Here is a 13,082-nt window from a genome sequence, read left to right on the forward strand (position 1 = left end):
ATTATTGCCTTACCTGCAAAGCTTGCCCGTTTCTTAGCTCTTCGGAAGCGGAGCGCACAATTACATCCCCTGGCTGTACTTCCCCAAACACTTCTACCAGCGTATCCACCACATTGCCTTTCTGCACCGTTACCCATTCGGCTACATTATTATTCACCCGGATAATAAACATGCGCTCACTGGAACTTACCAGTGATTTTATGGGCACAAACAAGGTAGGAGCAGAGCGTGTAATAGGTAAATTAACTTCAGCATACATGCCGGCTTTCAACTCATTGGATGTATTGTCTACATCAAACTCAGCCATCATCGAGCGGTTTTCTTCCTGTACACTGCGGGCACTGCGGGCATATTGGGCGCTAAACTGCTTTTCCGGAATGGCATTTACTGCGAAACTTACTTCGCTCTTCTGCGGAATCTGGTTGGCATACATTTCCGGAATGGCAATAGTCAGGCGCAAGGTTTTATTTTCCTCCAATACAAATAATGGACTGGCTTTTCCATCTCCAGGTCCTACCAGTGCACCAGGACTGATTGAGCGTTCGGTAATGAGGCCATCAAAAGGAGCCGTAATGGTTAAGTAGTTGACTAATTGTGCTTTGGTCTGATAATAAGACTGAGCAGCTTGTACATTTCCCTGGGCAACCGTTACAGTAGCGCTATCAGCCAGTATTCTGGCCCGGGATTGTTCCAGTTCATTTACCGATACGGCACCTTGTGTCGCGTTGGTTTGCAGCAATCGTTGATAGGTAGATTTATTTGCCTCAAATTTGGCCCTTTGTTCATGCAAAGCGGCTTCTGCGGCCAGTAACTGCGCTTTCGACTGACTTAATTCGGCTACTGTTTCCGGTGCATCCAACTGGGCTAATATCTGGCCTTTTTTCACAACCGAACCACGGTCTACATTGATTGTTTTCACAAAGCCTTTCACTTTGGGAAAAATTAAAACTTTGTTCCAGGGTTTGAGTTCACCGGGTAAAGTAATCTGCTTGGCAGGCTGTAATTGCTGCACCTGTGTAACTTCTACTAACTGGGTTTGGGGTGCATCAGCCAGGTTTTTATGTTCTGTTTCTGCGGCTGAATGGCAGGCAGCTACCCCTATCATGAAAGGGAAAACTTGCCATAAAGATTTTACTATGTTCATAAAGTTGTTTGCGGATTAGATTGGGTATAAAAATTACTTTGTGGATCTTCAGGATCGAGAGAAACGGATTGTAAGGAAGCTTTCTGCTGGATCAGAATAAATACAGCCGGGAGAATCAGCAGTGAAGCCAGGGTAGAGGCAATCAGTCCACCGATTACGGCTTGTCCTAAGGGAGCAATCTGGTCGCCGCCTTCTCCTAAGCCAGACGCCATCGGAATCATACCGGCAATCATGGCAATACTGGTCATCAGAATAGGACGGATACGGCTGTTGGCCGCCATCACTACGGCTTTCCGGGCATCTTTCAGCTGGAGCCTTAGGTTTTCGGCATTGGTTACCATCAGAATGGCATTGGCTACTGATACACCTACCGACATGATTAAGCCCATATAGGATTGCAGATTCAGGGTTGCTCCGGTTAGTAAAAGCATTCCTATGGAACCGAGTACTACAGCCGGAATGGTAGAAAGCACCACCCAGGATAATTTGAAGGATTGAAAGGTAGCACTCAGCAGCAGAAAAATAATCACAATGGCGATCATCAGCCCGGTCTGTAAACTGCTCAAGGTTTCGGTTAACAGATTCGTCTGTCCTTTTTGCTCTATAATTACCCCACGAGGTGGTGTTCCTGCGTCTGCAATGGCTTGTTGTACGGATTTGTTGGCGGCACCCAGGTCTTTTTCATGCAGGTTAGCATTAATAGTAACCAGCCTGTTAGGTCCTGAACGATCATATTGACCTGGAGCGGTTTCTTCCCAGAAGGTGGCCACATCCGATAGTACCGGGTGCATGTCACCTGAATGTAAAGGAATATTACCGATGGCATCCACACTCGACATCTGGCTTTCCGGAATCTGCACCTGAACCTGATAGGCCAGACCTTTGGAATTATCAAGCCACAAGTTTTTATCGGTAAAGCGGCTGGAAGAAGTAGCCGCTACCATCGAACGGGCTACCTGGGTAGAAGTTATGCCCAGTTGACCAGCTCTTTCGCGGTTCATTTCTACCCGCAATACCGGATAGGAGAGGGGCTGGGCAATTTGTACATCGCGTAAGAACGGTATCTGCTGCATTCTCTCCTGAATCTTTCTGGCAAAACGCCCGGCTTCTTCTACATCTTTGGCGGCAACGGTTACTTCAATGGGCGTTGCTGCACCCTGGCTCATGATCTTATCTACTAATTCAATGGGCTCGAATGTGATTCGCAGGCCAGGTATTTTCCGGGTGATCTGATCCCGCAATTGCTCTTTTAATTCATCTATCTGTACCGGAAAATCTTCGTGAAGGGAGACTTGTAACACCGCTTCATGTGGACCGCTGTTGAATACGAAGATGTTAGAAGTTCCATAGCTGGAAGGTACCGTACCTACATAGGCAGAACTAATGGCTACATTCTCAGCCCCTACTTGCGACTTAATAATGTCTAACACTTTAAGCGTCGCTTCTTCTGTGCGTTCTACTCGCATACCGTCCTGTGCCCGTAAACGCAACTGAAACTGGCGGCTATTGGCTTTAGGTAAAATATCAGTTCCAATGAAATAAAAACCCAGGCCAATTAAGGCGATACTGGCCACCAGATATAGTGTTACCGTGCGTGATCTACGGTGCACCACTTTTTCTAATAGCTGAGTATACTTCAGCTTAAATTTATCAAATCCGGAAAGTCTGGCTGGTGGATGATTCGTTTCATCAATCAGGGTAGTTACTTCCTGTGTATCCAGGGCCAGAGTAGCTGGTTCATGGGTAGGATACGTTTTCAGCAGCCAGTTGGCCAGTACCGGAACAAAAGTTTGCGACAGCAGAAAAGAAGCAATCATGGCAAAACCTACCGATAAGGACAAAGGCAAAAACATAGACCTGGGCACTCCATTCATCACGAAAGCTGGGGCAAAAACCGCCAGAATCGCCAGCAAAATCAGGAATTCGGGGAAGGCTATTTCTTTACAGGCATCCCAGATCGCCTGGGCTTTCGGCTTGCCCATTTCCAGGTGCTGGTGAATATTTTCAATCGTAACCGTCGCCTGGTCAACCAGTACACCTATGGCCAGTGCCAGTCCGCTTAAGGTCATGATGTTGATGGTCTGGCCAACCAGGTTCAGGAGAATCACCGCTGAAAAAATAGAAATAGGAATGGTGATCACTACAATAATCACACTGCGCCAGTCACGCAGGAAAAGCAGTACCATAATCCCGGTTAGTACAGCACCCAATACTCCTTCTGTTACCAGGCTTTTTAAGGCATTGGTTACATATACCGACTGGTCAAACTCATAGGAGATTTTTACATCTTCAGGTACGGCATTCTGTAATTCTGGCAGCGCCGCTTTAATCTTACTCACCACATCCAGCGTAGAAGCATCTGATTTTTTTACGACCGGAATGTATACCGCCCGTCTTCCATTGACCAGGGCATAACTTACCGTGATATCAGCGGCATCTTCTACGGTGCCAATATCCCTTACAAACACCGTAGGTCCGGCACCCACTCGGATAGGAATGTTGAGAAAATCTTCCGGTTTGTTGACCAGCGAATTTACCGGCGTCATTAAGGTGCGATTGCCGATGCGGATATTTCCTGCCGGAGAAGGCTGGTTATTGCTGACAATGGCTTTAATGATTTCTTCTGGGGTAAGCTGGTAACTCCGTATTAACCTGGGATCTACCCGAACCACAATGGTCCGCTGATTGCCACCAAAGGGCGGAGGTGAAGATACCCCTTCAATTCTGGAGAACATGGGCCGGACCCGGGAGGAAGCAAAATCCTGGATTTCATTGAGTGATCTGGTTTTGCTTTCAAACACTAATTGCCCAACCGGGACTGAACTGGCATCAAAGCGCACAACCTGCGGAGGTACGGTTCCTTCGGGCATATAGGCTTTAGCCCTGGAAACATTATTGGCTACTTCTGCTGCTGCCTGGGCCATATCCGTTCCTGGATAAAATTGCAGTTTGATCAAACAAAGCCCTTGTATGGTTTTTACGTCTACATCCCGGATACCGGAAACATATAAAAAGTGATCCTGGTACTTGGTTGCAATAAAGCCATCCATTTGATCCGGCGCCATTCCACCATAGGGTTGCACCACATAAATAGTTGGCAGATCCAGGTTTGGGAAAATATCTACCGGAATGGTGAATAGAGAAAGAATTGAAAAAAATAGAATTCCCAGAACGGCTACGACGACCAGTATAGGTTTTCGCAGGGCGTTTCTAATTAATTGATACATAGCAATACTTGTTTATATACTAGAAATAATTATTTGACTTGGTTGAGGAAAAGAGACAGATCGCCGGCTGCTGCCGCTTGTAGTAATACAGAGCGCCAGGCGCTACTATTGGCTACGATGCGGTCTACTTCTGCCCGGTTGAGGGCAAAAAAACTTTGGATGAACGTAGGCAGGTCGGCTAAGCCACTCTGGTACCTGGAACGGGATTGATTATACGCTGCCCTGGCAGCTTCTAACTGCACAGGTGCCAGCCTGGCTTGTTCCAGGGAGAGTTGTACCTGCATCTGTGCTTCTTTGAGTTGCCGGCTTATGGCCAGAGACTGCTGATTGTAAAGTTCTTTGTAACGTTGCGCCTGAAATTGTTCACTACGGAAATCGTTGTGGATGCGGAAAAAACTGGTCAGGTTCCACCGGGTAGAAATACCAAACATATAATTATACACCTGATACTTAAATCCGCTCGCCATGTCTGTATGATAACTATCGTCCTGATTAGAGATGCCCGAACCTCTGGCCCATCCGGCGGCGATCAGGGAAACGGAAGGCAGAAACGAGCGGCGGATGGCTACACTTCTGGCTTCTGAAACCCGTATTTGAGAATTATATAAGCGTAAAACCGGATTGTTCTCATTGGCCTGTACAGACAAAAGCTGGGCAGGCAACTGGGTATAAAAGGCCATGCTGTCCACCTGAATGCTATCCTGTAAAATACCAGTTAGCTCAGATAAACGCAGCCGCTGGGCTTTTTCATTGCGTTCGCTTTCCAGCAGAAGCAGTTGCGCTTTGGTATATTCCGCATTGGCCAGTGAACTATCTACCCCAGGCCGCATACCTGAAACAACTCCGGCTTCTACTACTCCCTTCACCGTTCGTGTACGCTCAACATTATTGCGCTGTATATCTACCAGTTTCTGGCTGATCAGGGTAAGCAGGTAGGCATCGGCCACACGAACCTGGTGCTGAAAGAGTTCGTTTTCGTAATCGGCCTGGGTTTTGTTCCGCTCATTTCTGGCGGTTTGTACATTGGCTGCTACTTTTCCAAAGTTAATCACTTTCCACTCCATTAAAGCAGAGGTAAAACTTCCGAAGGTAGCCTGATAAATATTGTCAGGACGTATACCACCGGAAGGGGAGAGCGCCGTACCTTCGTTGGGAAAATAGGCTCCGGTTACACTGTTACTGGTTCCATAGGTGTACTGGTCTTGTACGGTTAAGTTGGGCAAATACTCACTTTTGGCAGACTGTACTTTCCGTTCGGCGCTATGCACTTCAGCTTGTTTAGCCTTAATAAGTGGATAATTATGCTTGCTCTGCTCGAGTATCTGAAACAAATCCTGCTGTTGGGCAAGCGAGGGTTGAGAACTCAATGCTGTTACTACAATTGCTATTAGCAGAATTATTACCCATTGGATTAAACCAGTTTTTCCGGTTTCGGAAGAATTGCTTCTTATACTGGTTGAGTTGGGTTTATTTAAAATAGTCTGGCGTTTCATTGGAATAATTTTGTTCACTTTTCAAAGATTTTAGCCAAAACTACAGGTGAATGTTGGAAACATTTGGGAATCGAACCATTCTTCTGATTTTTTTATTTAAAAGGTATAATTCCCAAATGTTTACAGAATTGGCTCCTATTTTTGGTGTTATTCCCAAACTATGTAGTATGAAAATTCTAATAATTGAAGATGAAAAAGGCTTAGCGGAGAGCATAGTTGACTACCTGAATAAAGAAGGATTCATCTGTGAAGTGGCTTCCACTTACTGGCAGGCCCATGAAAAAGTAAACGTGTACAATTACGATTGTATCATCGCCGACCTCACCTTGCCTGATGGGGAAGGATTTGGCATTATTGAAACGCTCAAGAAAATATCAGCTACTACTGGTGTCATTATTATTTCGGCACGCAATGCACTGGAAGATAAAATCAAAGGCCTTACTATCGGTTCAGACGATTACCTGACCAAACCTTTTCATTTATCTGAGCTCAATGCCAGGTTAAAATCGCTGATCAGAAGGTTAAATTTCGGAGGCAGCAACGAAATCAACTTTGATGCCATTCAGGTACAAACTGCTGCCCGGAAAGTATTTGTAGCTGGCAAAGAAACCACGCTTTCCCGGAAGGAATACGATCTGCTGATGTATTTTCTCTCTAATATAGAAGTAGCCTTAACTAAAGTTTCCATTGCTGAACACCTCTGGGGGGATAATATTGATTCAGCCGATTCGCTTGATATAGTATATTCCCATATTAAAAATCTGCGGCGGAAACTCTTGGAAAAAAGTAATAAAGATTATATACAATCAATTTATGGTATCGGGTATAAATTTGTAAATCCTTGAAATTACTCACCAAAACCAGCCGGATCTACCTGCTTTTTTCCTTAGCCATTTATTTAATAACCGGTTTTGCCTTTTACTGGATCATCCGGTCAGTAATTTACGACGAAGTGGAAAGCCGTTTGCAGGTGGAAAGGCAGGATTTTGAAGCCTTTATGAAAGACCAGGAAAGCTGGTCGGGGAGTTGCTATTTTGTAGAAAACAAAATTGATGTATTGCCTGTCAGGCAACGTGCGCCTATTACTGAAGAATTTAAAGATACACTCATTTATAACCGCTATGAAGCGAACAGCGATCCTTTCCGCCAGCTCACCTTTTATACTACTATTGGCAAGCTTGATTACCGGGTTTCGATACGTAAATCACTCATTGAGTCGTATAAACTGATTGAAGTGATCACCCTGGCGATGCTTACTTTTCTGGGCTTGCTGCTGGGATCAATGTTCTGGTTTCAACGGACCTTATCTGGGAATTTATGGCGGCCTTTTTACGATACTTTAGCTAAAATCAAGGGATTTGACCTGACCAGCAGTAAGAAGATAGAATTAGCCCCGGAGAAAATTACTGAATTCAATGAACTTAATGAGGTGCTGAAAAAGATGTCTGACAAGATGCAGCATGATTACCGGAGCCTGAAGGAATTTACAGAAAATGCCTCCCATGAGATTCAAACGCCTCTTTCGCTGATTAATGCCAGGGTCGAACAACTCATTCAATCCCCTGAACTAACTTCTGCTCAAACCTACTGGATCGATGAAATTTACCAGGCTTCGAGGCGCATGTCGCGCCTGCACCAGGGTTTGCTCTTACTGGCTAAAATAGAAAACAAACAATTTACCGATGTTGAAAAACTTAACTTTACAGAACTGGCCATTAGTAAGCTCATTGATTTTGAGGAAATATTGACGATACGTCAATTGAAAACGTTTGTAGTAAATGAGGGGCCTTTTATTGCTACTATTTCGCCGTCCTTGGCAGATATTCTGCTCAGTAACTTATTAAATAATGCCATCCGGCATAACCAGCCAGGCGGGCAAATCCAGATAAAGTCTACCTCTGGTCAGTTGTGTGTCAGCAATACAGGTGACAAACTTAAAACCGAACCAGAACGCCTTTTTGAACGCTTTAAGAAAGAATCTACCAGTGCCGATTCGCTGGGCTTAGGCCTGGCGATTGTTAAACAGATCTGCGACAATAATCAATTACAGATTCAATACACGTATGTAGAAGGTATGCATCAGATGTGTCTGCTAAAAACAGAACTGGTACCAGAGCCTAAATCGCATTGACCCATGGTTGTAAGGCATGATATCGGCAATCAAGCGGTTTATCGGCTGATATAGGCAGCATATAAGTTAGCTCTTCCATACAAAGATGGTTTTTCACGCAGTTTATTCACTTTGGTGTATCCCAGTGTTGCGAACATATCCTTCAGCGTCTCAAAACGAATCGGATAGGGAACCCATCTGTTTGCTGTTTCGGTATTATACTCCACAATAATATAAGCACCATTTTCTTTCAGATAAGTACTCAGTTTAGTAAGGCATGAAATCTTATCTTTCACATAATGCAAAGAGTTAGCCATGAGTATACCATCCAGGGGAGGCAATGAAAGTTCCTGGGTTACGAAATCTGCCTGTTGTGGTTGAATAATGGTCTGTGCCGGTTTAGAATGTTTATTCAGGCTCACCGGATTCTTATCGATGGCATAAATGTGGCTTCCTTCCGGCAATAGGGCTGCTAAGGCAAAGGAAAATAACCCGCTTCCGCATCCCAGATCTGCCCATATACTCCGGCTTACGTTTCCTGATTCCGGATGCCGGATAAGCTCAATAGCGTCTGAAAATTCCATAGTAAATATTTGTGAATGAATACTCTATACTTTCCTGCGTTTTTGTTTTTTCATTTCTCTTTTTTTTGTACCTTCCTAATGACTAGTCTTACTTTATTATTCATCAAACTCCTAAAGCTATGTTCAGTGTAAATTTAAAAAAGGAACTGGAAGCCGCTGCCGCCTATTCAGTTTCAGCAGTAGCGGAACACTTATTAGTAGACGATCCGGAGGCAAGTGTATGGTTTGTTAATACTTGTCTCTTACAAGAAAGGCAAATAAAAAAGCAGAAGCAATTTTTGAAGCAGACGTATTCTGAAGAACAAGTGCGTGCCATCTGTATTAAATACAGATTAAGATGTTTACCTGTCAACTTATTCAGGGGTGTAATGGATGCACAGGTGCCTGCAAAGAAGGTATCTTTTGAAAGTGAATATAAGGAGATACTGGAAGAAAAAATAGATCCCAGAAATTACAGGATAGTAGCGCCCAGTGAGCTTTTCAGTGTAGCATATGGAAATTTAGACCCCTTATTACTCTACAGATTTACCCACCAGGGCAATATATATTACAAGTTTGTACATCAGTGGGGAGGGGATTTAAACAGGTGGCGGGCACTTGCAAATTATCCACTCCGTTCTATGAATTATCTAAGTATGTGTACCTTTCTGGTTTGGCTGGCTGTTATCTTCCCGCTATGCCTGATCCTTCCCGGACTTTCAATGTCTTCGGCAATTTTTGTAAGTATATTCCTGCTGACTGGCAGTTTGCTTTGTGTCCATTCTTTCTTTACAAACCGGCATGGGCAAAGCCAGACTTCCGACAGAATATGGGATTCCCAGCCAGTAATATAAGAAGTTCCAGTCATAATGGTAGTGCAGAGCGTATAGGGAGACTGTTTACCTGGTTTGTAATTGCTTATTGACTCATTCAGGTATTCCTTAATTAGGAAAGATAAAATTCCTTCTATCTCTTTTCTGAATAGCAGAAGGATCGTAAATTAGTATACTTTTCATTTACACATGGCATGAACAGTATGGCTCATGCTTATCGTTGCAATATTTAGTAATTATGTAATAAGTTGTTGTACAATTTAACATAGGCTATATGGTAACTCGTAAAGCAAAGTTTTTATCTAAAGATGAAAGTAAAGGCTTTCATACCAATGCCATCTATGATATCGACACCCAGGTAGATGGTCAAAAAATAATTGTTGTGTCAAATAATGACAGCCGCCAGGCCAGGCTTGAATACCACTCTAAACTAGAGTTTCTCAAGGACTGGCTCGTCATTGATTAAAAACTGATTCTGTGGGTTTCTTTATGTAAAGCTCACAGAATCAGTTTTATGTATAAAAAGTTACCTATGCCACTTGCAACATTTGGTGCCTATGAAGTTTGTTTAGCAATAAGCCTAATCCTGGTGATTATAACCTGCTATGTGAAAGGATCTGGTTTTATTACCGAACTTATTTTCTACCTCTTAGCTGTTGCCAGCTTTCTTTCCGGTGAAAATTTTGCATGAACCGATGATGGCGGAGGCAAAAGGGTATCTTTTTCTATCTGATGATTTTTCTTGTACCCCTGCTGGCCCTTATGAGTGTGGCTGCTATCTTATTTGGTATGTATTTACTGGCCGGTTACCTGGTACTTCATACAGTGGCAACCTGAAGCTTTTCCAGGCAGGCAAAGTACCCCATTTTACTACTCAGCAATCCATCCTGATTTGGCATTTTTTTCAAGCAAGCAGTATCGCACACTTCTCTTAAACAACATTTACTTCTTACAGTAAAATCTGTTTGTCAGTTTACTTCACCTTTCAAATAAATCACTAGAAATAAAAATTAGAAACCATTTTATTTGATATGAATTTTTCGAGTATTTTCCCGAAATAATGATCCTATGCGAAATTTTAACACCTCAGTAAGCATACTCCTTTTATTTTGTTTGATCTTTTTTGTGGGAGCCACCACATTCTGTGCCGCACAAATCCCTGACCGTATCAAAAGCATTTTTCCTGCCTCTACTGTCTTTCACCAGAATATACCCTATGCTGGCGATACCTTAAAAAAACACCTGCTGGATATATACCTCCCATCACAGTCCAAGGGTAAATTGCCATTAGTGATATGGGTACATGGCGGCGGCTGGATGACCAATGATAAATATGCCGATATGGGGTATATGAAACAGACGGTCAAAGATTTTCTGGATAATGGGTATGCCTTTGCCTCTATCGATTACCGTTTCAGCACAACTGCACCCTTTCCTGCCCAAATGCATGACTGCAACCAGGCCATAGAATTTCTTTACCAGCAAGCGTCGAAATATAATATCGACCGGGAACGAATAGCACTTATTGGTTTTTCGGCAGGCGGCCATCTGGCTTCTGTACTGGGCTTATCCAATAATAATTCAGTCACAGGATTTTATCCGGCTCAGAAGAAACCTTCCTTTAAAATCAAAGCCGTAGTAGACTTTTACGGGCCATCAGATTTACTGGCATTCTCCAGCGATCCTGAAATACTGGCAGCCGAAAATCCCATCTCATTATTATTGGGTGCTTCCCCCATAAAAAGACCTGATCTGGCAAAAGCTGCCAGCCCGGTTAGTTATGTAGATAAAAATGATCCTCCGTTTCTGATCATTCATGGGGAGAAAGATGAGTCAGTACCCTATACCCAGTCCTTGTTGCTGCAATCTTATTTAGATCAGGTAAAAGTTAAAAATGAAGTAATTATTGTAGATGGTGCGCCACATTTCGGCGAAAAGTTCGATAGTGAATCCATCCGGACAAAAATCTTCGAGTTCCTGAAAGCCAATTTATAAGAATGTAGGACAGCAAACTTAGCAAATCAGAAATAGAGAGATAGTGTATAGTAGTCTTATCTGTTTTTATCATCTATATAGGCTACAATGGTAAAGTATTGCTATAGGCAGGTAAGGATCTGCATGCCTGTTTTGACATTTTGCAACTTAATTCTCAAGGAATATTGCCCGGAAATGAACATAATCCTGTCCGATAATGAACAGCAAATCAGCTAATTATTTACCCAAAAGTTCCTTCTTAGCATAATAGGAGAGTTTTTAAAGACTGGCGAAAGGATTGTTCTGTCATTTACTTGAACAAACGCCACTCATCAACTATGAAAACACTGCTCCTTTGTTTCCTGATCTGCTTTGCCGGTTTATTACAATCGTTCCAGGCATTATCTCAAACTGCTTTGCCTAAGCCAGTTATAACCCCTGCAGTTACAAGAAAGCTGATTGATACGATCAGCCAGACTTTAGAGCGGTATTATATTTTTCCAGACAAAGCCGTACAGATGGGTCAGCACCTGCAACAGCAACGCAAGAAAGGGATATATCGGACAATTAAAGATGCGCACCAATTGGCTGGGCAACTTACCAGGGATATGGAAAGTATTTATGCAGATGGCCATTTATACATGAGCTATGATCCTGATCTTTCGAAAGCCATTCTGGAAGTAAATCCTGATAAGCGAAGAAGAGAAGATTCACTGGCTTTGCTTTCTGCCAGAGAATCGAATTTTGGGTTGAACCGGGTAGAAATATTAGATGGTAATATAGGTTATCTGCCTGTTTATAGCTTTACCCGGTTTGTTTCCCTGGCCAAACCCAGTTTTTCTTCGGCATTACGCTTTTTATCTCATACACAAGCCTTGATATTAGATCTCCGATACAATGGGGGAGGCAGTCCGGAAATGGTAGGTCAGCTTGGCAGCTATTTTTTCTCCGTTTCCACGCCATTTACCAGTATTTATAACCGGCGTATCGACAGTAGCAGTGTATATTGGGCTGACCCGGCTCGTGCCGAAGGAGTAACCTTATCCATGCCAGTATATATTCTGACCAGTAGCAGCACTTTCTCTGCCGGAGAAGATTTTGCTTACAGCATGCAACAGTCTAAACGGGCTACAGTAGTAGGGGATACGACAGGTGGTGGTGCTCATCCGGCTGGTCCATTTGTGCTGGGTGATGGCTTTATTCTGCATCTTCCCTTTGCCCAATCTATAAATCCCTATTCAAAAACCAATTGGGAAGGCACCGGCGTTATTCCCGATATGGCTGCTTCAGCAGAAGAGGCTTTGCAAATGGCGCATAAATTAATTTTACAGCAATTCATTCAGCAAGCAACCGATGATAAACAGAAACGCAAACTATTATGGGCAGTACATGCACTAGACGCAACAAGTAATACTCATACGATAGATCAACAAGCGCTTGCCCATTATACAGGAGATTACAATGGTTTAATTGTTTATTTGCAGGAGGAAAAGCTCTATTGTAAAAATACCGGCAGGGGCAACCAAATTACCCAATTGCAGGAAATCAAAAAAGACTGGTTTGTATTGAATGAGCAGGTGCATGTAGAATTTATAAAAGAGGATGGCAAGAATTTTTCGCTGCTCAAATTACACTGGCGGGATGGCCGGGAAATTCCGGTATACAAATCCAAATAAAAATTTAAAACCAATCAAAACATGGATTATAGTTGATGAATCCGGTTTCTTTTTCGATGAAT

The 13,082-nt window shown here is 43.2% G+C and carries 10 protein-coding genes; 6 read left to right on the plus strand and 4 right to left on the minus strand.

What is annotated here, in order from left to right; genetic code table 11:
• Position 1: 1 nt before the first annotated feature.
• From GXP67_RS31870 to GXP67_RS31880, 3 genes are read right to left on the minus strand one after another with little or no spacing between them, the layout of a single operon-like run.
• Positions 2–1,144, minus strand: coding sequence for an efflux RND transporter periplasmic adaptor subunit (locus tag GXP67_RS31870; protein ID WP_162446854.1), 1,143 nt, complete (start codon positions 1,142–1,144; stop codon positions 2–4).
• The gene (locus tag GXP67_RS31875; RefSeq protein WP_162446855.1) at positions 1,141–4,371 is read right to left on the minus strand and encodes an efflux RND transporter permease subunit; all 3,231 of its coding nucleotides are present in this window, start codon (positions 4,369–4,371) and stop codon (positions 1,141–1,143) included. Before GXP67_RS31875 ends, GXP67_RS31870 begins: the two co-directional genes overlap by 4 nt.
• 29 nt (positions 4,372–4,400) lie before the next feature.
• Positions 4,401–5,882 (minus strand): TolC family protein, encoded by a 1,482-nt coding sequence (locus tag GXP67_RS31880; protein WP_232064725.1) that lies wholly within the window; start codon positions 5,880–5,882, stop codon positions 4,401–4,403.
• A 149-nt stretch (positions 5,883–6,031) separates the two neighbouring features.
• Here GXP67_RS31880 and GXP67_RS31885 point away from each other — a divergent pair, with 149 nt between their 5' ends.
• Entirely contained in the window at positions 6,032–6,709 is a 678-nt protein-coding gene (locus tag GXP67_RS31885) for a response regulator transcription factor (protein ID WP_162446856.1), read from the plus strand.
• Positions 6,706–7,995, plus strand: coding sequence for a sensor histidine kinase (locus tag GXP67_RS31890; protein WP_162446857.1), 1,290 nt, complete (start codon positions 6,706–6,708; stop codon positions 7,993–7,995). The genes GXP67_RS31885 and GXP67_RS31890 overlap by 4 nt, the downstream gene beginning before the upstream one ends.
• A gap of 38 nt (positions 7,996–8,033) precedes the next feature.
• Here the strand turns inward: GXP67_RS31890 and GXP67_RS31895 are convergent, their stop codons facing one another.
• Positions 8,034–8,558: a class I SAM-dependent methyltransferase gene (locus GXP67_RS31895; protein WP_162446858.1), complete on the minus strand. Its 525-nt coding sequence runs from the start codon at positions 8,556–8,558 to the stop codon at positions 8,034–8,036.
• 119 nt (positions 8,559–8,677) lie between these two features.
• Between GXP67_RS31895 and GXP67_RS31900 the strand changes: the two genes are divergently transcribed.
• From GXP67_RS31900 to GXP67_RS31915, 4 genes are all read left to right on the plus strand, one after another.
• Complete coding sequence (locus GXP67_RS31900; protein ID WP_162446859.1) at positions 8,678–9,391, plus strand: hypothetical protein; 714 nt, start codon at positions 8,678–8,680, stop codon at positions 9,389–9,391.
• A 253-nt stretch (positions 9,392–9,644) separates the two neighbouring features.
• Positions 9,645–9,836 carry a hypothetical protein gene (locus GXP67_RS31905; protein WP_162446860.1) on the plus strand — a complete coding sequence of 64 codons (192 nt, stop codon included), beginning with the start codon at positions 9,645–9,647 and terminating at the stop codon, positions 9,834–9,836.
• Positions 9,837–10,438: 602 nt separating this feature from the next.
• The gene (locus GXP67_RS31910; protein ID WP_162446861.1) at positions 10,439–11,365 is read left to right on the plus strand and encodes an alpha/beta hydrolase; all 927 of its coding nucleotides are present in this window, start codon (positions 10,439–10,441) and stop codon (positions 11,363–11,365) included.
• A 317-nt stretch (positions 11,366–11,682) separates the two neighbouring features.
• Positions 11,683–13,020, plus strand: coding sequence for a S41 family peptidase (locus GXP67_RS31915; protein ID WP_162446862.1), 1,338 nt, complete (start codon positions 11,683–11,685; stop codon positions 13,018–13,020).
• Positions 13,021–13,082: the final 62 nt, after the last annotated feature.

This window comes from Rhodocytophaga rosea (assembly GCF_010119975.1).
GTDB classification, from domain to species: Bacteria; Bacteroidota; Bacteroidia; order Cytophagales; family 172606-1; genus Rhodocytophaga; species Rhodocytophaga rosea.